The organism is Azovibrio sp., assembly GCF_049658005.1.
Taxonomy (GTDB): domain Bacteria; phylum Pseudomonadota; class Gammaproteobacteria; order Burkholderiales; family Rhodocyclaceae; genus Azovibrio.
This window is the reverse complement of record NZ_JBASOH010000050.1, coordinates 62,020-84,753: the sequence shown is the minus strand read 5'-3', so window position 1 is coordinate 84,753 and position 22,734 is coordinate 62,020. Positions and strand designations below refer to the sequence as shown.

Annotated in this window: 18 protein-coding genes; 8 read left to right on the top strand and 10 right to left on the bottom strand. The window is 64.4% G+C overall.

All coding sequences use genetic code 11. The features are described 5' to 3' along the window. Window positions 1–42 precede the first annotated feature (42 nt). The 8 genes from amrB to WBH99_RS05475 form a co-directional block, all read right to left on the bottom strand. On the bottom strand, window positions 43–858 hold the full coding sequence (gene amrB / locus WBH99_RS05510) for an AmmeMemoRadiSam system protein B (protein WP_424219109.1): 816 nt from the start codon (window positions 856–858) through the stop codon (window positions 43–45). 103 nt (window positions 859–961) lie between these two features. After that, window positions 962–1,852, bottom strand: coding sequence for a 50S ribosomal protein L3 N(5)-glutamine methyltransferase (prmB, locus tag WBH99_RS05505; RefSeq protein WP_424219108.1), 891 nt, complete (start codon window positions 1,850–1,852; stop codon window positions 962–964). Further along, window positions 1,845–3,005, bottom strand: coding sequence for a succinyl-diaminopimelate desuccinylase (dapE, locus tag WBH99_RS05500; protein ID WP_424219107.1), 1,161 nt, complete (start codon window positions 3,003–3,005; stop codon window positions 1,845–1,847). The genes prmB and dapE overlap by 8 nt, the downstream gene beginning before the upstream one ends. A gap of 57 nt (window positions 3,006–3,062) precedes the next feature. Further along, a complete protein-coding gene (locus WBH99_RS05495) occupies window positions 3,063–4,253 on the bottom strand; it encodes a PilT/PilU family type 4a pilus ATPase (RefSeq protein ID WP_424219106.1) in 1,191 nt (396 codons plus the stop codon). A gap of 41 nt (window positions 4,254–4,294) precedes the next feature. Continuing rightward, window positions 4,295–5,143, bottom strand: a complete 849-nt coding sequence (gene dapD, locus WBH99_RS05490; protein WP_424219105.1) for a 2,3,4,5-tetrahydropyridine-2,6-dicarboxylate N-succinyltransferase — start codon at window positions 5,141–5,143, stop codon at window positions 4,295–4,297. Beyond that, window positions 5,140–6,369, bottom strand: a complete 1,230-nt coding sequence (gene dapC / locus WBH99_RS05485) for a succinyldiaminopimelate transaminase (protein ID WP_424219104.1) — start codon at window positions 6,367–6,369, stop codon at window positions 5,140–5,142. The genes dapD and dapC overlap by 4 nt, the downstream gene beginning before the upstream one ends. Window positions 6,370–6,441: 72 nt before the next feature. Then, complete coding sequence (locus WBH99_RS05480; RefSeq protein ID WP_424219103.1) at window positions 6,442–7,323, bottom strand: hypothetical protein; 882 nt, start codon at window positions 7,321–7,323, stop codon at window positions 6,442–6,444. A 218-nt stretch (window positions 7,324–7,541) separates the two neighbouring features. After that, the gene (locus WBH99_RS05475; protein ID WP_424219102.1) at window positions 7,542–8,039 is read right to left on the bottom strand and encodes a nucleoside deaminase; all 498 of its coding nucleotides are present in this window, start codon (window positions 8,037–8,039) and stop codon (window positions 7,542–7,544) included. 240 nt (window positions 8,040–8,279) lie between these two features. On the opposite strand from WBH99_RS05475, the gene smc reads away from it, so the two are divergent. The 7 genes from smc to WBH99_RS05440 are packed head-to-tail and all read left to right on the top strand — an operon-like array spanning window position 8,280 to window position 18,307. Beyond that, the gene (gene smc / locus WBH99_RS05470; protein WP_424219101.1) at window positions 8,280–11,783 is read left to right on the top strand and encodes a chromosome segregation protein SMC; all 3,504 of its coding nucleotides are present in this window, start codon (window positions 8,280–8,282) and stop codon (window positions 11,781–11,783) included. Beyond that, window positions 11,783–13,015, top strand: coding sequence for a cell division protein ZipA C-terminal FtsZ-binding domain-containing protein (locus WBH99_RS05465; RefSeq protein ID WP_424219100.1), 1,233 nt, complete (start codon window positions 11,783–11,785; stop codon window positions 13,013–13,015). Before smc ends, WBH99_RS05465 begins: the two co-directional genes overlap by 1 nt. 1 nt (window position 13,016) lies before the next feature. Further along, window positions 13,017–15,377 (top strand): NAD-dependent DNA ligase LigA, encoded by a 2,361-nt coding sequence (gene ligA, locus WBH99_RS05460; RefSeq protein WP_424219099.1) that lies wholly within the window; start codon window positions 13,017–13,019, stop codon window positions 15,375–15,377. Further along, on the top strand, window positions 15,378–16,259 hold the full coding sequence (gene galU, locus WBH99_RS05455) for a UTP--glucose-1-phosphate uridylyltransferase GalU (RefSeq protein WP_424219098.1): 882 nt from the start codon (window positions 15,378–15,380) through the stop codon (window positions 16,257–16,259). Next, entirely contained in the window at window positions 16,246–16,797 is a 552-nt protein-coding gene (locus tag WBH99_RS05450) for a hypoxanthine-guanine phosphoribosyltransferase (protein ID WP_424219097.1), read from the top strand. The genes galU and WBH99_RS05450 overlap by 14 nt, the downstream gene beginning before the upstream one ends. Further along, window positions 16,794–17,522 carry a class I SAM-dependent methyltransferase gene (locus WBH99_RS05445; RefSeq protein WP_424219096.1) on the top strand — a complete coding sequence of 243 codons (729 nt, stop codon included), beginning with the start codon at window positions 16,794–16,796 and terminating at the stop codon, window positions 17,520–17,522. The genes WBH99_RS05450 and WBH99_RS05445 overlap by 4 nt, the downstream gene beginning before the upstream one ends. Before the next feature lie 8 nt (window positions 17,523–17,530). Next, window positions 17,531–18,307 (top strand): S-methyl-5'-thioinosine phosphorylase, encoded by a 777-nt coding sequence (locus WBH99_RS05440; RefSeq protein ID WP_424219095.1) that lies wholly within the window; start codon window positions 17,531–17,533, stop codon window positions 18,305–18,307. A 36-nt stretch (window positions 18,308–18,343) separates the two neighbouring features. On the opposite strand, the gene WBH99_RS05435 is transcribed toward WBH99_RS05440, so the two are convergent. Together WBH99_RS05435 and map are read right to left on the bottom strand one after the other, a co-directional pair. After that, entirely contained in the window at window positions 18,344–20,911 is a 2,568-nt protein-coding gene (locus WBH99_RS05435; protein WP_424219094.1) for a [protein-PII] uridylyltransferase, read from the bottom strand. Beyond that, on the bottom strand, window positions 20,908–21,702 hold the full coding sequence (gene map, locus WBH99_RS05430) for a type I methionyl aminopeptidase (RefSeq protein WP_424219093.1): 795 nt from the start codon (window positions 21,700–21,702) through the stop codon (window positions 20,908–20,910). The genes WBH99_RS05435 and map overlap by 4 nt, the downstream gene beginning before the upstream one ends. 278 nt (window positions 21,703–21,980) lie before the next feature. Between map and rpsB the strand changes: the two genes are divergently transcribed. Further along, entirely contained in the window at window positions 21,981–22,730 is a 750-nt protein-coding gene (rpsB, locus tag WBH99_RS05425; protein ID WP_424219092.1) for a 30S ribosomal protein S2, read from the top strand. Window positions 22,731–22,734 lie beyond the last annotated feature (4 nt).

Below are 22,734 nucleotides of genomic sequence, written 5' to 3'. Positions count from 1 at the left end.
GGCTTGGGTCATCGTGGGGGCTTGGGTCATTATCGTGCCGCGTCATGATTTATGCTCCGGTAGCAAGACGAAGGCTCCGTAGCCCACCACCCGCTCCCGGTCGCCGGTGCTGCGGCTGGAATTGCATAGTTCCAGGCAGCGGGGTTCCAGGTGATGGTGCCGGGCCGAGCGCAACAGGCCATTGATGGGCATGGCGCCGCAGGCCTGTTCGCCCCGGAGGCTGGCTTCCAGGGTCAGGATGGCTTGGGCGGTGTGCTGGTCCGTGGGCCTGGCCTGGCTATCGTGGAGGAAATGGGAGAGGTCGGAACTGACCACCACCAGGGTTTCCGGCCCGTCCCAGAGCCGGTCGAGGACTTCGGCAACCGCCCTTGCATCCGCCTGGCCGACCACCAGGGGCACCAGCTGGAAATTCTCCAGAGTGCATTGCAGGAAGGGTAATTGCACTTCCAGGGCATGTTCCAGGAGATGGGGCGGGTCGCTGCACTGAACCTGGGGCAGGTCCTCGAGTTGCGCCAGGGCGCTCTGGTCCACGGGGATCGTGCCCAGGGGAGAGGCAAACCCGTCCCAGGATGGCGCCGCCAGCCCGCGCAAGGGGACCCGGTGGTTGGGTCCCAGCAGCACCACCCGGCGGATGATCTGGCGCCAGGGCTGGAGCAGGGCATAGGCCCGGGCGGCGGTGGCACCCGAGTAGAGGTAGCCCGCATGGGGCACGATCAGGGCCTTGGGTTGATCGCTCAGTGGCTGGTTGAGGGGGTCGGACCGGGCTGCGGCCAACAGGGATTGGACTTGCTGGCGCAACTCGTCCGGATCGGCCGGATAGAACATGCCGGCGACGGCAGGGGGGCGGATGCTGGCCATGGCGGCTCCTTGGAAATGGGGAAGATCGCGCGCAAACACGCGACTCATCCACTAGCCTAGCGAAAGGCAGCTGAAAATTCCAGGCAGCAGGCGGGCGGCAAAATCAGAGTTCATCCCGGCGCAGCATGAACACATACGGGTCGCCGGCGGCGGTTTCGAGCCAGGTGAAGGGCAGCTCGGGATAGGCGGCTTCGAGCGCTGCGCGGTTGTGGCCGATTTCGACCACCAATAGGCCGCCCGGCTCGAGATGCGCCTTGGCCTGGGCCAGGATGCGGCGGGTGAAATCGAGGCCATCCAGGCCCGAGCCCAGCGCCAGTTGCGGCTCCTTCCGGTATTCCGGCGGCAGGGCGGCCATCGATTCGGCGTTCACGTAGGGAGGGTTGGAGAGGATCAGGTCGTAGCGTGCCTCGCCCAGGGCATTGAAGCCGTCCGATTCGATCAGGCGTAGCCGCGCCTGCAGCCGGTAGTCGTCTACGTTTTTTCTGGCGACGGCGAGGGCATCCGGCGAGATGTCGACGGCGTCCACTTGGGCTTCGGGGAAATTGAGGGCGGCGAGGATGGCAAGGCAGCCGGAGCCGGTGCACAGGTCGAGGACCGCTTTGACCTGCCAGGGATCGTCGATCCAGGGCGCGAGCTGTTCGTTTAGCAGTTCGGCGATGAAGGAGCGGGGCACGATCACCCGTTCATCGACATAAAAGCGGTGTTCGCCCAGCCAGGCTTCCCGGGTCAGGTAGGCGGCGGGCAGCCGCTCCTCCACCCGGCGCCGGTAGAGCTCGAGCAGGATGTCCCGCTCCTGGGGCAAGAGGCGGGCATCGAGGAAGGGTTCGAGCTGGTCGAGGGGAAGGTGCAGGCTGGAAAGCGCCAGATAGACGGCTTCGTCCCAGGCATTGTCGCAGCCGTGGCCGAAAAAGAGGCCGGCCTCGTTGAAGCGGCTGACGGCAAAGCGCAGGCAGTCCCTGAGCGTCAGGAGTTCGTTGCGGGCGCGCTCAAACATGAAGGATTTTTTCCAGGATGCGTTGATAGATGCCGGTGAGCCTGGGCAGGGCGTCCACGGCGATACATTCGTCGATCTTGTGGCTCGTGGCATTGACCGGCCCCACTTCCACCAGCTCCGGGCAGATCGCGGCGAGAAAGCGGCCATCGGAAGTGCCGCCGGTGGTGGAAAACTCGGTGACGAGCCCGGTTTCTTCCTGGATCGCGGCGCGCACCGCCTCGGCGAGCCGGCCTGGCTTCGTAAGGAAGGGCCGGGCGCCCAGGGTCCAGTCGATCTCGTATTCGAGGCCGTATTTATCCAGGATGGCGGTCAGGCGCCGCTGCAGGCTTTCCGGGGTGCTGGCGGTGGAAAAGCGGAAATTGAAGAAGAGTTCCACATAAGCCGGAATCACGTTGTTGGCGCCGGTGCCGGCATGGAGGTTGGAAACCTGCCAGGTGGTGGGCGGAAAGGATGCGTTGCCTTCGTCCCAGACGGTGGCGGCCAGTTCGGCAAGCGCCGGAGCCAGCTCGTGGATGGGATTGCGGCCCTTTTCCGGGTAGGCGATGTGGCACTGGATGCCCTTTACCTTCAATTTGCCCGAGAGGGAGCCGCGCCGGCCGTGCTTGACCATGTCGCCCAAGGTGGCGACCGAGGTGGGTTCGCCGATGATGCAGTAGTCGAGCGACTCGCCCCGGGCCTGCAGGGTCTCGACCACGGCCAGGGTGCCGTCCAGGGCATCGCCTTCTTCATCGGAGGTGAGCAAAAAGGCAATCGAGCCCGGATGCCCGGGCTGGGCGGCGAGGAAACGCTCGACGGCCACGATCATGGCGGCGATCGACGATTTCATGTCGGCGGCGCCCCGGCCGTAGAGGTGGCCCTGCCGCAGCTGAGGTTGAAAAGGAGGGGAGGTCCATTGTTCCAGAGGGCCGGGGGGCACCACATCGACGTGGCCGGCAAAGCAAAAGAGCGGCCTGGTCGTGCCGCGCCGGGCCCAGAGATTGCGGGTCTCGCCCCGGTCCATGGCTTCAAATGCGAAGCCCAGGGGGGCGAGGCGGGCCCGGATCAATTCCAGCGAGCCGCCGTCGGCAGGGGTGAGGGAGGGACAGGCGAGCAGGGCCTGGGCAAGCGCCAGGGTGGGATTCTGGGTGGGATTCTGGGGGGCAGCGAGGGTCATGGGCGAGGGCGGATAGGTTCAGGGCTGAGCTTCAGGGCAGGGCTTCAGGGCAGGGCTTCAGGGCTGGCCGGCGTCGTCGTTCAGGGAGAGGGTGAATTCCTTGAAGGAAGTGCCGTTTTCGGTATCGGCTTCGAATTCAAGCGCTCCTTCGGTCTTCTTTTTCTTGTCTTCCTTGCCGGGGCCGGTATCGAGATCGGAGTTGTTGATCAGCCAGGACAGGTTGGTGGGCGAATCGGCGTTGGCCAGAGCTTCGTCCAGGGTGATGATGCCGTCCCGGTAGAGGCGGAACAGATCCTGCTCGAAGGTCTGCGAACCCGGGGCCATGGTCTGCTCCATGGCTTCCTTGATGGCGGAAACCTCGCCCCGTTCGATCAGCTCGCTGATGTGGCGGGTGTTGAGCAGCACTTCGGCCGCGGGAATGCGCTTGCCATCCGGTTTCTTCACCAGACGCTGCGAGATGATGGCCCGCAGGCTGGTGGCCAGGTCGAGGAACAGGGCTGGACGGTTTTCCAGGGCGAAAAAGTTGATGATGCGGTTCAAGGCGTGATAGCTGTTGTTGGCGTGCAGGGTGGCCAGGCAGAGGTGGCCGGTCTGGGCGTAGGCCAGGGCCGCCTGCATGGTTTCCCGGTCGCGGATTTCGCCGATCAGGATGCAGTCGGGCGCCTGGCGCATGGCGTTCTTCAGGGCCGATTGCCAGTCGCGCGTGTCCATCCCCAGTTCGCGCTGGTTGACCACCGATTTCTTGTGTTTGAACAGGAATTCGATAGGGTCCTCGATGGTGAGGATGTGGCCGCTGCGATTGGCATTGCGGTAGTCCAGCATCGAGGCGATGGTGGTGGATTTGCCCGAGCCGGTCGAGCCCACGATCAGGATGAGGCCCCGCTTTTCCATGATCAGCTCGGCCAGGATGGGGGGTAGCCCGAGGGTCGTAAGGTCCGGGATGTTGCCCAGGATGAAGCGCACCACGATGCCGATGGAATTACGCTGACGGAAGATGTTGACCCGGAAATTGCCGACCTGCGGCACGCCGAAGGAGAGGTTCATCTCCTGCTCGGCCTCGAAGGTTTCGGCCTGTTCCGGGGACATCAGCTCCTGCGCGATTTTTTCGATCATGTCCGGAGTCATGACCTGCTGGTTCACCGGCAGGGTGTTGCCCTGGATCTTGATGTGGATGGAGGTGCCGGCGGAGATGAACAGGTCGGAAGCCTGCTTTTCGGACATGAGTTGGAAAAGTTTGTCCAGGATCATGGAAGTATCTCCGCCAGTGGGTTTGAGGCTGATGAATCGATTCAGTCGCGCAGCAGGTCGTTGATGCTGGTCTTGGCCCGGGTCTGGGCGTCCACCTTCTTGACGATCACGGCACAGTAGAGGCTGTGGCTGCCATCCTTGGCGGGCAGATTGCCGGATACCACCACGGAACCGGCAGGAATGCGGCCGTAGCTGATCTCGCCGGTGGCCCGGTCGAGAATCTTGGTGGACTGGCTGATGAACACGCCCATGGAGATTACGGAGTTCTCTTCCACGATCACCCCTTCCACGATTTCGGAGCGGGCGCCGATGAAGCAGTTGTCCTCGATGATGGTGGGGTTGGCCTGCAGGGGCTCCAGTACACCGCCGATGCCGACACCGCCGGAGAGATGCACGTTCTTGCCGATCTGGGCGCAGGAACCGACCGTGGCCCAGGTATCCACCATGGTGTTTTCATCGACGTAGGCGCCGATGTTCACGTAGGAAGGCATCAGCACCACGTTCTTGGCCAGGAAGGCGCCATGCCGTGCGATGGCGGGAGGCACGACCCGGAAGCCGCCTTGGCGGAAGTCTTCCTTGGAGTAGTCCTCGAACTTGGTGGGCACCTTGTCATAATAACGGGTGGTACCGGCCTTCATGCGTTCGTTGTCGTGGGTGCGGAAATAGAGCAGCACGGCTTTCTTGACCCACTGATGGGTGGTCCACTGGCCGTCGATCTTCTCGGCGACGCGCAGATGGCCGTTGTCCAGTTCACAGAGGATCTGCTCGATGGAGTGAATCTTTTCCTGGTCGCCGTGGGGCGTGAGTTCGCTGCGACGCTCCCACAGATCCTCGATCACGGGCTGCAGGGGATGTTGATGGCTGGGCTTGATGTTCACGGTAACGCTCACTTTTGAGTTCCTTGTTCTTGGTTTTTGGTTTCTGGTTTTTGGTGTGATTGGATGAATCGGGAAATGTGTCCGGCGGCTTCGAGGCAGTCTGCCAGTCCCGCCACCAGGGCGATGCGGACGAAGTGGGCACCAGGGTTCACGCCGCCGGATGCCCGGGCGAGGAAACTGCCCGGTAAAACGACGACATTATAGGCTGCGAGCAGATCCCGGGCGAAGTCGGTGTCGGGCACCGGGGTCCGGGCCCAGAGGTAGAAACCCGCGTCGGGCATGCCGGTCTCCAGCACTGCGGTGAGCAGCGGCGTCACGGCGGCGAACTTTTCCCGGTACTGGCGACGGTTGTCGCGCACATGGGCCTCGTCATTCCAGGCCGCCACGGCAGCAGCCTGGACCGGCGGGGCCATGGCGCAGCCATGATAGGTGCGGTAGAGCAGATAACGCTGCAGCAGTTCCCGGTCGCCGGCGACGAAGCCCGAGCGCAGGCCCGGCACGTTGGAGCGCTTCGAGAGGCTGGAGAACATCACCAGCCGCTCCATGCCCCGGCCCAGCAGCTTCGCCGCCTGCAGGGCGCCGAGCGGGGGATGGGCCTCATCGAAGTAGATTTCCGAATAGCACTCGTCGGAGGCGATGATGAAACCGTATTGCTCCGAGAGGGCAAAGAGGCTCTTCCAGTCCTCGAGGTTCAGCACCTTGCCGGTGGGGTTGGCGGGGGAGCAGACATAAAAAAGCTGCACCCGCGCCCATTCCTCCGGCGTCAGGGCATCGAGGTCGAAGGCAAAGCCGTTCTCCGGCAGGGTGTTGAGAAAGCGGGGTTCGGCCCCGGCGAGGTAGGCGGCCCCTTCATAGATCTGGTAGAAGGGATTGGGGCTTACGACCAGCGGCGCCGGGCGGCTACCGTCGATCGCCGCCTGGGCGAAGGAAAACAGGGCTTCCCGGGAGCCATTGACCGGCAGGATTTCCGTCTCCGGGTCGAGTTCCAGGTCGTAGCGGCGCCGGGTCCAGGCGGCGATGGCCTGGCGCAGGGCGGGGCTGCCGAGGGTGGCGGGGTAGTGGGCCAGCCCCTTCAGGCTGGCGGCCAGGGCCTCCATGATGAAGGGTGGGGTGGCGTGCTGCGGCTCGCCGATGGAAAGCTTGATCTCCCGATAGGCCGGGTTGGGGGTGACGCCGGCAAAGAGGGCGCGCAGTTTTTCAAAGGGGTAGGGCTGGAGTCGGGCGAGATGGGGATTCACGGTCGCGGCATGGGCAAAGGGAAGGGGCGGATTATCCCCGAAAAGCGTCCCTCTTTCGCAAGCAGAAATTGCTCAGATCATGATGAAACGATGAGGGTGAGTTTCCCGGGCCAGGGCGGCACTGGCCATTTCGGCCGGGAATTCGGCCAGGCACACCAGCCATTGGCGGCGATCCTGGCAAGACAGCTGGGGCAGGTGGATGACCGTGGCCGCCTCGTCCTCCGCCTTCAGGGTGAGCCCGGTGCGGTTTTCCAGACGCAAGAAGGGTTCGGGATTGCCCAGCCACTCGACTAGATTCTGCAGGACCCGTTCCGGGGAAAGATCCTTGTTGGCCCGGTAAATATGGGCGTCGATGGATTGGGAAACCCCGGCAGTGTGCACCTTGTGCGTGGCCGCTGCGGCTTGCAGCAATTCCTTCTGGGACAGCATCAGCTCCAGCTTTTGCTGGCGGTAATGGGTGGTGTTGGCAAAGCCCTGGAGCAGGCTGTCGAAGGCGGCATCCCGCAGGCTCAGCCGTACCCCATCCGGCGAGGTGGCCAGGCTGCCGAAAGTGTGGTCGGTGAGGGTGAACTGCCTGGCGCCGGGCAGGGCGCGGGTCCGCAAGGCAAGCAGGGCGCAAAGTCGGGGGTGGCCCTCTTCCAGCAGTGCGGGCAAGTGTTGCCTGACTTCGAGGCTGCGCCCCAGGCCCACCCGCATGTCTTCAGGGCTGGTGAAAATCAGGGGCAGCAAGGGGCTGCCGCCGTCGAGCCGGACGGGGCCGGGCAGGGTGTTGACGCTCTGTTCGTAGTAAGTCCGGGCGTGGTCGATCAGGGGGCGGAGGGTTTCAGCGTAATGGGGAACCGAATCCAGGCGGGGGTCGGTCATGGCGATCGTGTGCGCCAGCAGGACGTCTTCTTCCGATTCCGGCACGCTTGCGGGTCCAAACATCTGGGTGAGCTTGCTGAAAAGGCTCATGCGGTTCTCCGGGAACGGACAGCCCCTGGGCCGTTCTGACCTGGCTGTTTCTTGTGTTTTGCGCGGTTTCGAGCGTCGGGATGGGCTTCGTGCCGGCTTGCATCGGTTTGCATCGGCGTGCGGCCGGCCTTGGCGTGATCCAGAGGCCGGCCGCAACGGGAATGGCGGCAAGCATAGACGCGCCCCCCCTGTCGGGCAAGTCTTTGGTCAGTCTTTGGTCAGTAGCCGATCCGGTCCTGCCGGGCGAACCAGGCTTTGAGGGGGGCGCTGGCTTCGGGAATGGGGTGATGCAGCGTGGGGATCTGCCGGGCCAGGGGCGGGCGTTGCAGTTCGCTGTAAAGGGCTTCGTCGCAGAAGCCGACCGCGGCGGCGACTTCCCGGTCGTTGGCGAAGACGATGCGATCCACCCGGGCCCAGTAGGCGGCGGCCAGGCACATCGGGCAGGGTTCGGAGGAGGCGTAGAGGGTGCAGCCTTCGAGATGAAAGTGCTGCAGTTTCTGGCAGGCTGCCCGGATGGCGAGGATTTCGGCGTGGGCCGTGGGGTCCTTGTCGGCGACCACCCGGTTCCAGCCTGCGGCGATGATCTCGCCATGGCGGGTGATCACGGCTCCGAAGGGGCCGCCATCGCCGCGCTCGACATTGAGTCGGGCCAGTTCCAGGGTGTGGCGCAAAAAGTGTTCATCCCGTTCGCTCTGGGTGTCGGGAGCGTCTCGCATGGGCCTTCCTCCACTGGCATTTTCACTGGCATTTCCACTGGCATTTCCACTGGGTATTGCGGCATTCTAGCCGTGGCAACCGGGATTTGTCTGCCGCAGTGGATGCGGCGGGCGGTCTGGACGATGGGCACGGAAAATACTGGCCCGCTCCGGCCTGTCATCCCGCCGGTGTTATCATACGCGCCCTCGCCAGGCGGCCTTCGTGACGGGCTGCCTGGGCCGATTCATTCAAATCTGTTCATGCGCCTCACCCAACTCAAAATCGCCGGCTTCAAATCCTTTGTCGACCCCACCTCCGTGGCCCTGCCCGGGCAACTGGTGGGCGTGGTCGGCCCCAATGGCTGCGGCAAATCCAACATCATGGATGCGGTGCGCTGGGTGCTGGGGGAGTCCAAGGCTTCGGAACTGCGCGGCGAGTCGATGCAGGACGTGATCTTCAACGGTTCCACCCAGAGAAAGCCGGTGGCCCGGGCCTCGGTGGAACTGATCTTCGACAATTCCCTGGGCCGCGCCCTGGGCCAGTGGAGCCAGTACACGGAACTGTCGGTGAAGCGGGTGCTGACCCGCAACGGACCGTCCGACTACTTCATCAACAACCTGAAAGTGCGCCGCAAGGACATCACCGACCTGTTCCTGGGCACCGGCCTGGGGCCGCGGGCCTATGCCATCATCGGCCAGGGCATGATCTCCCGCATCATCGAAGCCCGGCCCGATGATCTGCGCGTGTTTCTCGAAGAAGCGGCCGGGGTGAGCCGCTACAAGGAACGGCGCAAGGAAACCCAGGGACGGCTGGAAGACAGCCGGGAAAACCTGATCCGGGTGGAGGACATCCGCCAGGAACTGGGTGCCCAGATGGAAAAGCTGGAAAGCCAGGCCGAGGTGGCGCGCCGGTTTCAGCACTATCACGACAGCCTGGTGAAGCAGCAGCAGCTCCTGTGGCTTTGGCGCCGCAACGAAGCCCGGGCCGAGCAGCAGCGTCTGTCCCTGGAAGTGGAGCGGGCCAGTACCGAGCTGGAAGGGGCCATGGCGGCCCTGCGGGAAACGGAAGCCCGCCTGGAAGAGGCGCGGGAAATCCACTTTGCCGCCGGAGATGGGGTACATCAGGCCCAGAGCGATCTTTACACCGTCAATGCCGAGGTGGCCCGGCTGGAGGCGGAAATCCGCCACCGCAAGGAATCCCGGCGGCAGCTCGAATCCCGTCTGGCGCAACTGGAAAGCGAAATGAGCCACTGGCAGGGCCAGGCCGGAAAGCTCGCGACGGAGCGGGTGCGCTGGGAAGAATTGCAGGAACTTAGCACCCTGCGTCTGGAGCAGGCGCAGGCCAAGGGAGAAATGCAGGCCGAGCGCCTGCCTCTGGCAGAAGAGCGGCAGGCACAGGCCAAGGCCGAGGTGGATCGTTTCAGGCAAGAGATGGCCCTGCTCGAACAGCGCCTGCAGGTGGAACTGACCCACAAGGCTCATGCCCAGCGCAGCCTCCAGGCCCTGGCCCAGCGCCGCGAGCGGCTGACCCAGGAGCTGGAGCGCCAGGCGGCCCCGGATGCGACGGAGCTGGAATCGAAGCAGGAGGAACTGGCTTTCGTGCAGGCCAGCCTGGCCGAAGCCCAGGCCCGGCTGCTGGAACTCCAGGACGCGTTGCCTGAACTGGAAACCCGGCGGCGCAACCTGCAGGAAGTGTTGCAGCAGGCCAGCCGGGACATGGCCGGGGCCGAATCCCGGCGCGCCACCCTGGAACAGATGCAGGCCCGGGTGCAAAACAGCGGCAATCTGCCCGGGTGGTTGAAGCAGCACGGCCTGGCCGACGCCCAGCCCCTGTGGAAGCAACTGCAGGTGGAGCCGGGTTGGGAAGTCGCCGTGGAAGCCATTTTGCGGGAGCGGCTCAACACCCTTGCCGCCCACTCTGCCGAACAGGCGGCCGGCTGGGCTCAGGACCGGCCCGGCAGCAAGCTCACCTTGCGCCTGCCTGGAAAGGCAGCGCCCGGGCCTGTCCCGGCGGGCAGCCTGCTGGCCCGGATCACGGTTGATGATCCCGCCTGGCAAGCGCTGCTGGCAGACTGGCTTGGCAAGGTGCGGACGGCCAATAGTCTGGCCGAAGCCCTGGATCTGCGTCAGGAGCTGTCGGAGGGGGATTGCTGCATCACGCCCGGCGGCGATCTGGTGGAGCGCCACAGTCTGACCTTGTTTGCCCCGGACAAGGCCGAGCATGGCCTGCTGGAGCGGCAGCGGGAGATCGAGACTCTGGGGGGCAACATCGAGGCATTCCGCGCTGCAGCCGCCCGCGGCCAGGCACAACTGGCGGAACTGGAGGCAGAAATGGCCGCCCTTCAGGCCAGTCTGCAGCAGACCCGGCGCGAGCAGGGCGATGCCCAGTCCCGTCTCCACGCCCTGCAGGTGGAAACCCTGAAGCTTGCCCAGGCTCAGGAGCGCCACCGCGAACAGCGCGAACGTCTGGTTGGGCAAATGACCGATCTGGAAGCCGAGGCGGCAGAAGAGCAGGAGCGGGAATTCAGCGCCGAAGAAGTGGTGGCCCGGTTGCGCGAACAGCTGGAAGAACTGCGGGATCAGGACAGGGATGCCCGGGCCCGTCTGGAAACTGCCGAACGGGCGCTGCGGGACGAGCGGGAGCGGGTGACGGCCTTCGAGCGGGAGCTGCGCGAGGCCCAGTTTTCCCAGCGGGAATGCGAGGGCAAGCTGCAGGAAATCTTTGCCAATCAGGCCCTGGCCCAGCGCCAGTTGCAGCGCCTCCAGAGCGATCAGGCCGAATGCCGGACTCAGGCCATGGAGGTGCCGCCGGAGCACTTCGAAGAGCAGTTGCAACAGGCCCTGGAGCAGCGCCGCACCCAGGAACTGGAACTGGCGGCCCGGCGCGACGCCCTGGAACAGGCTACCCAATCCTTGCGCAGCCTGGAAGAGCAGCGCCTGCGCATCGAACAGGGGCTGGAACCTTTGCGCAGCCGCATTGGCGAATTGAAGCTGAAGGAGCAAGCCGCCGATCTGAATGCGGCCCAGCTGGCGGAACAGCTGCTGGAAGCGGGCACTGACGAGCGCCTGTTCCAGGACGCGTTGCAACATGCCCGGCCCCAGGCCCTCTCCCAGGAGATCGGCCGGCTGCAAAAAGCCATTGCCGAACTGGGGGCCGTGAACCTGGCGGCCTTGCAGGAACTGGAGGCCGCCAGGGAGCGCAAAGGCTATCTGGATGCCCAGGCGGCCGATCTGGTGGAAGCCATGGAAACCCTGGAAAATGCCATCCGCCGCATCGACCGGGAAACCCGGGACCTGCTGCAGAGCACCTTCGATACCGTCAATGGCCATTTCGGCCGGCTGTTTCCGGAACTCTTTGGCGGCGGCCGGGCGGAACTGGTGATGACCGGGGATGAGATTCTCGATGCCGGGGTGCAGGTGGTGGCCCAGCCGCCGGGCAAGAAAAATTCCACGATCCACCTTCTTTCCGGCGGCGAAAAGGCCCTGACGGCGATTGCTTTGGTATTCTCCATGTTCCAGTTGAATCCGGCGCCTTTCTGCCTCCTGGACGAGGTGGATGCGCCCCTGGATGATACGAATACCGAACGCTTTTGCCATATGGTCAGGAAAATGTCCGGTCAGACCCAGTTTCTGTTCATCAGCCACAACAAGATCGCCATGGAAATGGCGGAGCAGCTGGTGGGTGTGACCATGCAGGAATCCGGGGTGTCCCGCGTTGTGGAAGTCGACATCGCCGAAGCATTGAAGATGAGGGAAGCAGCCTGATGAATGAATTGCAGATGGGACTTCTGGCCCTGGGCGGCGTGGCCGTGCTGGGCGTATTTGGCTACAACAAGTGGCAGGAACGCCGGCACCGCCAGGTGGTGGAGCGGGTTTTCCAGCAGCCCGGCGAGGATGTGCTGCTGGGTAAAAAACCAGAAGCGCCGAAACCAGAAGCGCCGGCCCGGGAATCAGGACCCGTCTGGCGTGAGCCGGGCCTGGCCGAAGCCGGCAGGGCCGTGCCGGAGGAAGCCGCGCCCGCCCAGCGGCTGGCACCGCAGGCAGGGCCGCCGGAACCTTTCCTGGAACCCGTCCTGCCGGGGGATGCGCCTGCCGAGTCCGGACTGCCAGCGGATCGGGAAGCGGCAACCGTGGCCGCCGAAGAACGGGAAAACCTCGATCTGCCCCTGCCTGCCAGCCTGCTTTCTGCCCGGGTCGACGCCATCGCGGTGCTGGAGCTGGTGGAGCATGTGCCCGCGCCCCAGGTGCTGGCTTCCCAACGGGAGGCCTTGAGCCGCTTGAAAAAACCCCTGCACTGGGTCGGTTTCAATGACAGCCAGGGTGCCTGGGAAATGATCGGGCCGGAAACTCCGACGGCCTATCGTCGCCTGCGGGTAGGCCTGCAACTGGCGGACCGCCAGGGCCCCGTGAGTGGCGGCGATTTTGCGCTGTTCTCCGCCGCCATGCAGCATTTGGCAGATGAACTGATGGCCGTGGTCAACATGCCTTCCGGCCAGCAGGCTCTGGATCAGGCGCAGCAACTGGACCGCTTTTGCGCCGGTGTGGACATGCAGATCGGCATCAATCTGATCAGCCGGGGGACACCGTTTGCAGGCACCAAAATCCGCGCGCTGGCCGAGTCTGCCGGCATGGCGCTGACCCCGGACGGGAGTTATGTGCGTTGCGACGATGAGGGCCGGCCCCTGTTTTCGCTGCAGAATTTCGAAACCACCGGCTTTGCGGCGGAAACCCTGAAGCATCTGAGCACGCACGGCCTGGTGTTCCTGCTCGATGTGCCGAGGGTGCCAAAAGGTCTGCATGTGTACAGCCAGATGGTGGAATTGGCCAAACGCTTTGCCGAAGCCCTCAATGGCGTGCTGGTGGACGACAACCGCCAACCCCTGGCCGAGCCCCAGCTGCTTCACATCCGCCAGGAGTACGTCGTGAAGCCCCAGGCGGCCATGGAGGCGCAGGGCATTCCCGCCGGGGGGGCGCTGGCCCTGCGCTTGTTCAACTGAAATGGCGGTGCCTGACGTCATCCGGCAACGGGCCGCCGACTTGCGCGCCCAGATCGAGGCCCACAACCGGGCCTATTACGAGCAGGATGCCCCCACGGTTGCCGATGCGGTCTATGACGCCCTGTTCCGGGAGTTGCAGGCCCTGGAAGACGCGCATCCGGAGCTGGCGACCCCGGATTCCCCCACCCGGCGGGTGGGCGGGCGTCCACTGGCTGCCTTTGCCCAGGTGAGCCACCGGGTGCCCATGCTGTCGATCCAGACCGAGACCGATACAAAAGCCAGCGGCGCCTGGAATTTCGACGCCCGGGTGCGCAAGGAACTGGGCCTGGGGGAGGCGGATGGGCCGGTGCGCTATGTCGCCGAACTCAAGTTCGACGGCCTGGCCGTGAGCCTGCGCTACGAACATGGAATCCTGGTCCAGGGCGCCACCCGGGGCGATGGCGCCACCGGGGAGGACGTGACCCAGAACCTGCGTACCGTCCGTGACATCCCCCTGAAGCTGAAGGGCCATGCCCCTGCCGTGCTGGAAGTGCGCGGCGAGGTCTACATGCGCCGGGACGACCTGGCGCGCTACAACGACATGGCGGCCGCCCGGGGCGAGAAGATCCTGGTCAATCCCAGGAACGCCGCGGCCGGCAGCATCCGCCAGCTCGACCCGGCCATTGCCGCCAGCCGCCCGCTCCGCTTCTTTGCCTATGGGGTGGGGGAGGTCGAGGGCTGGCCGGGGGAGCCTCCCGCCACCCACAGCGCCCTGCTCGATGCCCTGGCCGGCTTCGGCCTGCCGGTCTGCGAACACCGGGCGGTCGTGGAGGGCCCCCAGGCCCTGGCCGATTTCCATGCCCGCATGGGGGCCCTACGCCCGGAGCTGCCCTTCGACATCGACGGGGTGGTGTACAAGGTGGACAGCCTGGAACTCCAGGCCAAGCTGGGCTTTCGTTCCCGCGAACCGCGCTGGGCCGTGGCCCACAAATATCCGGCCCAGGAAGCCCGCACCCGGGTGGAAGCCATCGTCGTCCAGGTGGGGCGCACCGGCGCCATCACCCCCGTGGCCAGGTTGCAGCCGGTATTCGTGGGCGGCGTCACCGTTACTCATGCCACCTTGCACAACGAGGATGAGGTCCGCCGCAAGGATGTGCGGGTGGGGGACCTGGTGATCGTGCGCCGGGCCGGGGACGTGATCCCCGAGGTGGTGGCCGTGGTGCCCGAGGCGCGCCCCATGCGCGCGGAGCCGCACGACCCTTCTGCCCTGGTGCCCCTCCATCCCCCCTTTGTGCTGCCGGCCAGCTGTCCCGAGTGCGGCTCCCATGTGGTGCGGGAGGAGGGGGGGGCCGTGGCCCGCTGTTCCGGCGGCCTGGTCTGCCCCGCCCAGGTGAAGGGTTCCCTGCTGCATTTTGCCGGACGCCGGGCCATGGATGTGGAAGGACTGGGGGACAAGCTGGTCGAGCAGCTGGTGGAGCAGGGCCTGGTGCGGACCCCCGCCGACCTGTACCGGCTGGAGGTGGAGAACCTGGCGAACCTGGAGCGGATGGGGAGGAAATCCGCCGAGAACCTGGTAGCGGCGCTAGAGGCCAGCAAGTCGCCCAGCCTCGCCCGCTTCATCTTTGCCCTGGGCATCCGCCATGTGGGGGAATCCACCGCCAGGACCCTGGCCGACTGGCTCGGCAGCCTGGCCCTGCTGCGCCGCACGCCCCGGCCCATCCTGGCGGTGCTACCGGACATCGGCGGGGTGGTGGCCCAGTCCATCGCCGATTTCTTTGCCGAACCCCACAATGAAACGGCCATCGACGCCCTGCTGGCGGCCGGCGTGGCCCCCCGGGACGAGCATCCCCCCCGGGCGGAACTGGGCGAGGCCCTGGCATGGGCCCGGTTATATGGAGTGCTGGGGGTGCCCAGACTGACGGAAGCCCGGGCCCGGGAACTGGCGGCCCTGTTTCCCGACGGTGCAAAACTGGCCCGGGAAACCGCCCTGGCGGCCCGCCTGTCGTCTTTGCCCCAGCCGGTTTCCGCCGCCCTGGTGGATTGGCTGGCCCAGCCTGGTCAGCGCGAATCGCTGCTGCAGCTGGCCGCCCGGCGCGAAGAAATCCTGGCGATGCTGCCTGCCCCTGCCGGGGAGCCGGGCCTGCCCCTGGCCGGGCTTACCTTCGTGATCACCGGCACCCTGCCCAGCCTGAAGCGGGACGAGGCCAAGGCCTTGATCGAGGCGGTCGGGGGCAAGGTGAGCAGCTCGGTCTCGAAAAAGACCGATTACCTGGTGGCCGGCAGCGAAGCCGGTTCCAAACTGGAGAATGCCCGGAAGCTGGGGGTGCCCATCCTGGATGAGGCGGCGTTTCTGGGCTTGTTGAACCATCAAGGAGAAAACTGAATGCAAAAAGTGCGCAAGGCCGTGTTTCCGGTGGCGGGTCTGGGAACCCGCTTCCTGCCCGCCACCAAGGCCAGCCCCAAGGAAATGCTGACGGTGGTGGACAAGCCCCTGATCCAGTACGCCGTCGAAGAAGCCGTGGCGGCGGGGGTGACGGAGCTGATCTTCGTCACCGGCCGCAGCAAGCGCGCCATCGAGGATCATTTCGACAAGGCCTTCGAGCTGGAAATCGAGCTGGAAAAAAAGGGCAAGACGGAAATGCTGGAACTGGTGCGCAACATCCTCCCCAAGGGGGTCAATTGCGTCTATATCCGCCAGGCCGAAGCCCTGGGGCTCGGCCATGCCGTGCTGTGTGCCAGGCCGGTGGTGGGGGATGAACCCTTTGCCGTGGTCCTCGCCGATGACCTGCTGGACGGCCAGACCCCGGTGCTCAAGCAGATGAGCGACGCCTATGACTACTACCGCTGCTCGGTGCTGGCCGTGCAGGAAGTGCCCCGGGCCGACACCCGCAGCTATGGCATCGTCGCCGCCAAGCCGGTGGCCGAGCGGGTCGAGCAGATCAACGCCATGGTGGAAAAGCCCAGGCCCGAAGAGGCGCCTTCCAATCTGGCGGTGGTGGGGCGCTACATCCTGACGCCGCGCATCTTCCATCACCTGCAGCACGGCAAGCCCGGCGCCGGGGGCGAGATCCAGCTCACCGACGGCATCGCCGCCCTCTTGACCGAAGAGCAGGTGCTGGCCTACCGCTATGAGGGCACCCGCTACGACTGCGGCTCCAAGCTGGGCTATCTCCAGGCGACCGCCGTGTTTGGCCAGCGTCACCCGGAAGTGGGGGCGGCCTTTACGGAATACCTGAAGCAACTGGGGAGGAATGATGACGCGTGATGATGCCCTGGCCGTACTGCAGCAAGCAGAACTGATCCATTCGTCCGCGACGGTGCAGGCCGCCGTGGCCGCCGTGGCCGGGCGCATCAAGGCCCGTCTGGCCGCAGCCAACCCGGTGCTGCTTTGCGTCATGAGCGGGGCCGTGCCCTTTGCCGGACAGCTGATGACGCAGCTGGATTTCCCCCTGGATTTCGACTACCTCCATGCCAGCCGCTATGGGACCCATACCAGCGGCCATGACAAGCTGACCTGGCGCAGCGGTCCCTGGATCGACCTCGAGGGCCGCACGGTGCTGGTGGTGGACGACATTCTCGACGAGGGAGTCACCCTGGCCGCCATTTGCAACCGGCTCACCCAGATGGGGGCCGCCGAGGTCCTGACTGCCCTCCTGGCCGAGAAGGAAACCGGGCGGGCCAAGCCCATCGAGGCGGATTTCGTGGGCCTGACCGTGCCGGACAGGTTTGTTTTTGGTTTCGGCATGGATATCTGCGGCGCCTGGCGCAACCTGCCGGCCATTTATGCCCGGAGGGAATCTTGAGCCTCGGCCCCGTGAGCGCCGGACAGGCAGACTTTCTGGCTTACTGGGAGGCTGAAGGGGCCGCTTATGCGCGTCAGGGCGATTACGCCTGGATGGCGGCCCAGGTGCCGGGGCAGCGGGTGCTGGAAATCGGCTGCGGCCTGGGCTTTGGTACCGAGGCCCTGCTGGAGCGGGGCCTGGATGTGCTGGCGCTGGAACTGCTGGAGCCCTGCCTGGCGGCGGCCCGTGCCCGTCTCGGGGCGCATCCCGGGGTGCGCTTCTTGCAGGTGGACCTGGCCAGCCTCGATGACGCGGTGCACCAGGAACTGCTCCGCTTCGCGCCCGACACGGTGGTGTGCTGGTTGATGGGAGCCCCCCAGGACATCATCCAGGGCCAGCAGGCCGGCAACCGCGAAGCCCAGGCCGCCGTGGTGAGCTATCGGGAAGCCATGCACCGTCAGGTGGCGATCCTGGCGGCCAGCCTGCCTAGCGTCAGTGCCGTGCATCTGGTCGATCGCAGCGTCATTCCCTGGCAAGCCAAGGATCTGGGGCGGGATACCCTGGTCCAGTACCATCGATTCAAGACGTTTGAGCGTCTGCCCTTCACGGCCAGCCAGGAAGATGCGCGCTATCGCAAACTGCAGGGCAGCGCGCCGGAACTGGCCCGCCTGCGTCAGGCTCATGCCGCTCTGAAAAGCGTAACCCCCGTGCTGGCTTCCCTGCTGGTACGGCGCAGAATTCCTTAGGAGTTGCCATGTTGGCAATCATTGGTGGCAGCGGGCTGACCCAGCTGTCCAATCTCGATGTTTCCCACCGCCGGGTGGCCCGTACGCCTTATGGCGAGCCTTCCGGGGCGCTGACCTGCGGCAGCATCTGCGGCAACGAGGTGGTGTTCCTGGCCCGCCACGGCTACGGCCATGCCATTCCGCCCCATGCCGTCAATTACCGGGCCAATATCTGGGCGCTGAAGGAACATGGCGCCACCCACATCGTTTCCGTGGCTTCCGTGGGCGCTGTTCGTGACGGCCTCAATCCCGGTGACATGGTGATTCCCCACCAGATCATTGATTACACCTGGGGCCGCAAGTCCACCTATTTCGATGGCAACGGTACCCCCGTGGTCCATGTGGATTTCACCGAGCCCTATGATGCGGCCTTGCGCCGGCAATTGATCCTGGCCGCCGGCCGGGCTGGCATCGACATCAAGGACGGTGGCGTCTATGGTGCCACCCAGGGCCCCCGCCTGGAAACGGCCGCCGAAATTTGCCGTTACGAGCGGGAAGGCGTCGATCTGGTCGGCATGACCGGCATGCCCGAAGCCGTGCTGGCGCGGGAACTGGCCATTCCCTATGCCGCCATCAATCTGGTGGCCAACCATGCGGCCGGGCGGGGTGAGAGCAGCAACGGCATCCACTTCGAACGCCTGGAACAGGTGCTGCAGGAGGCCATGGGACGGGTGCGCTGCGTCATCGAACAACTGGTGGGGTGTTATGCCAGCGGGAATGAGGCGGTGGCCAGCCGCCAGGGTTGAGGGGTTGCGGGGTTGCGGAGGACCACCCTCGCCGCATCAGATCTGCAGTAATTCCAGCAGGTCGCCCTCGAGTTTCAGCCGGGTGGCACTCTTGTCCAGGCCGGGCCCTGCGATCAGGAAAGTGTCTTCGACCCGTTCGCCCAGGGTGGCGATGCGGGCAGCCTTGAGGGCGATGCCGTGCCGGGCCAGGACCTGGGCAATGTGGAACAGCAGGCCCGGCCGGTCGGCGGCGACCAGGGCAAGCACATGCTGGTCTTCCCGCTCGTCCGGGCGGATGTGGATTTCCGGGGTGATGGGGAAGTGCCGGACCTGGCGTGAAAGCCGTCCGGTTGCCGGTTCTTCGGCGGGCAGGCCGGATTCCAGGTGGCGGCCGAGCTCGGCCTCGATCACCGCAATCATGTCCCGGTCGCTGGCGTTGTTGCCCACATCCAGAAGAATGAAGCTATCCAGGGCGTAGCCGTGCCGGGTGGTATGAATCTTGGCATCGGCGATGCTGTAGCCGGCCTTGGCAAAAAAACTCACCAGGCGCAGGAACAGGTCGGGCTGGTCCTCCGTATACACCATGATCTGCAGCCCCCCGCCCGGGTTCAGGCGAGCCTTGACCACGGGTTTCTCGATCTGGGTGCGGTAGTGCAGGGCACGGGTGTGCCAGGCAATTTCTTCGGCCGTGTGACGCAAGAAGTAGACCGTGTCCAGTTGCTTCCACAGGCGCTCGTGCACCGTGTCCGACAGGGCAAAGTAGCGCAGCAGGCGCAGGGCTTCGGCCTGGCGTTCCTGGATCACTCCCTGAGGTGCCGGGGTGTCGCCGGTTTCCAGATAGCGCAAGGAGAGCCGGTACAGGTCTTCTAGCAGCTTGGCTTTCCAGTTGTTCCAGACCTTGGGGCTGGTGCCGCGAATGTCGGCCACCGTGAGCAGATAGAGGGCAGTCAGGTGCCGCTGGTCCTTCATCTTCGCGGCGAAGGCGGCAATCACTTCCGGGTCGGACAGGTCTTCCTTCTGGGCCACCTGGGACATCATCAGATGATGCCCCACCAGCCAGACGATGAGTTCCGTGTCGTCGGCATCCACCCCGTGGCTGTCGCAGAATTCCCGGGCATCGACCATGCCCAGTTCGGAATGGTCGCCGCCGCGGCCCTTGGCAATGTCGTGGAACAAGGCTGCGATGTAGAGCACCCAGGGGCGGGCAAAGGCGTTGTGCAGGCGGCTGCAATAAGGATATTCGTGCGCGAATTCTTCTAAGGCCAGGCGGCGCAGGTTGCGCATGACCATCAGGATATGCTGATCCACCGTATAGACATGGAACAGGTCGTGCTGCATCTGCCCGACGATCTTGCCGAAGGCGGGCAGGTAACGGCCCAGGATGCCGTACTGGTTCATGCGCCGGAATTCATGCACCACGCCCTGATCGCTCTGAAACAGACTGAGGAACAGGCGCCGGTTTTCCGGGTCCCGGCGGAAGGCCGGGGTGATCAGGTCCCGGCCACACCAGAGGGCGCGCAGGGTTCTTGCTGTCATGCCGCGCAGGTCCGGGTGCTGTTGCAGCAGCCAGAAACTTTCCAGCAGGGCAGAAGGGGTCTTCTCGAAAACCTGTTCGTGGACCACATCGAGAAAGTCACCCATGACCTGGAAGCGTTCATTGAGCCGGCAGGGCGCAGTGCTGGCGGCGGGCATCAGGTCTGCCGCGATGTTCTGCAGCAAGATGGTGTTGAGCTGGGTCACCCGCTTGGCATTCTTGTAGTAAGCCTGCATCAGTTGTTCCGAGGCACGCTTGGTGGCCGAGGCCTGCACCCCCATGGCGTCGGCCAGGGCCTTCTGGTGATCAAACAGCAGCCGGTCTTCACGCCGGCCGGTGAGCAGGTGCAACTGGATGCGCAGGTGTTGCAGATAGCGTTCGCAACGCTGTAACTGGATCAGTTCTGCCCGGGTGATGAAGTTGCGCTGCTTCAGGTCCTGCCAGCTGGCGCCGTAGTTGCAGGCCCGGGCGATCCAGAGGATGTTCTGCAGGTCACGCTGGCCGCCGGGGCTTTCCTTGCAGTTGGGTTCCAGGCTGTAGGGGGTTTCGTGATGGCGCAGGTAGCGCTCTTCCTGCTCCAGGCGTTTGGCCTTGAAGAAGTTGAGCGGATTGAGGACGCTGCGAAACGCCTGGCAGAACTGTTCATGAAGGGCAGGGCTGCCGGTCAGCCGCCGGTTTTCCAGGAGGGCGGTCTGGACGGTGATGTCGTCGGCCGCTTCGCGGACACAATCGGGAATGGTGCGGACACTGTGGCCGACTTCAAGACCGATGTCCCAGAACAGGCCGACGAGCTGCTCCAGCCGGTCGGTGAGAGGGCCATCCGGGTCGGCGGGCAGCAGAATCAGCAAATCCACGTCCGAGCCCGGATACAACTCGGCCCGGCCATACCCGCCCACGGCGACCAGGGCGAGTTCAGCGGGCAGGTCCAGGGCGTTCCAGAGGGCGATCAGGGTCGTGTCGACCAGCTGACAGTGCTGCTCCAGATAGGTGGCCGCATCCAGGTCTTGCTGATAGCGGCAGGCCAGTTCCTTGCGGCGGGTTTTCAGATTTTCCCGCAGCGGCTTGACCGGGATGCTGGCAGGCAGGGTCACAAGGTGGGAGGAGGAGGGCTGGCGGCCGAGGTGGTGAGCACCTCGAAGCCGGTTTCGGTGACCAGGATGGTGTGTTCCCACTGGGCCGAAAGGCTGCGGTCCTTGGTGACGATGGTCCAGCCATCGGGCAGTTCGCGGATTGCGGCCTTGCCGGCATTGATCATGGGCTCGATGGTGAAAATCATTCCCGGCTGCAGCTGAGTGCCGGTACCCGCCTTGCCGTAATGCAGGACCTGAGGATCTTCATGGAATTTGCGGCCGATGCCATGCCCGCAGAATTCACGCACCACGGAATAACCGTTTTTTTCAGCATGTTTCTGGATCACGGCACCGATATCACCCAGGTAGCCCCCGGGTTTGACGGCCTTGATGCCCAGCCACAGGCATTCATAGGTGATGTCGCACAGCCGCTTGGCCTGGATCGAAGGTTCGCCGACGCAGAACATGCGGCTGGTGTCACCATGAAAACCATCCTTGATGACGGTGATGTCCAGATTGACGATGTCGCCGTTCTTGAGGGGGCGGTCATTGGGCAGGCCATGGCAGACCTGATGGTTGATGGAGGTGCAAATGGCCTTGGAGTAAGGCTTGTAACCGGGAGGCGTGTAGTTCAGGCAGGCGGAGATGCAGCCTAGTTCATTGACCATGTAGTCATGACAGAGCCGGTCGATTTCCTCGGTCGTGACGCCGGTTTTGACCAGGGGGGTGATGTAATCGAGCACTTCCGAGGCCAGCCGGCATGCAATCCGCATTTTTTCGATTTCTTCAGGGGTCTTGATGTGAATGGTCATGAAATTTTTTCTGTTCAGCGAGGCGGCAAGGATAAGGGATGGTGACGCCATTGGGCAATTTGGCCGCGCACGAAGTTCCCGTGTGCTTCGACTTTGTATTCGGGCTTTGTCTTGTGGCGTTGCAGACTGCTATAATTGAAAAGTTTCAGTCGATCCAGGCTGAAACCCGGTTCAAATGGTTTGGCCGGAAATCCACACACCTGCCCGTTAAGGGTGTCGTTCCTCCCGGGTGCGACGTTGGCGGCAGGTGGCGGTATAACCCTTAATGGAGTTTTGCAATGTCTGTAACCATGCGTCAAATGCTGGAAGCCGGTGTCCACTTCGGTCACCAGACTCGTTTCTGGAACCCCAGGATGGCTCCCTACATCTTCGGTGCCCGCAACAAGATTCACATCGTCAACCTGGAAAAGACCCTGGCCAAGTACAACGAAGCCATGGAGTTCGTCAAGAAGCTCGCGGCCAATCGGGGCACCGTGCTGTTTGTTTCCACCAAGCGTCAGGCCCGCGAAATCATCGCGGAAGAAGCCCGTCGTGCCGGTGTTCCCTATGTGGATCAACGCTGGCTGGGTGGCATGCTGACCAACTTCAAGACCGTGAAGCAGTCCATCAAGCGCCTGAAGGATATGGAAGCTGCCGTGGAAGCGGGTGAGCTGGAGCGCATGCCCAAGAAGGAAGCGCTGACCTTTTCCCGTGAGCTGGCAAAGCTGCAGAAGGCCATCGGCGGCATCAAGGACATGAATGGTCTGCCTGATGCCATCTTCGTGGTGGACGTCGGCTACCACAAGATCACCGTGACTGAAGCCAACAAGCTCGGCATCCCCGTGATCGGCGTGGTCGATACCAACCACACCCCCGCGGGTGTGGATTATGTGATCCCCGGCAATGACGACTCTTCCCGGGCCATCCGCCTGTACGCCCGTGGCGTGGCAGATGCCGTGCTCGAAGGCCGCAGCATGGCGCTGCAGGAAATCGTGGGTGCCGGTTCCGACGAAGAATTCGTCGAAGTCGAAGAAGAATCTGCAGAGTAACTTT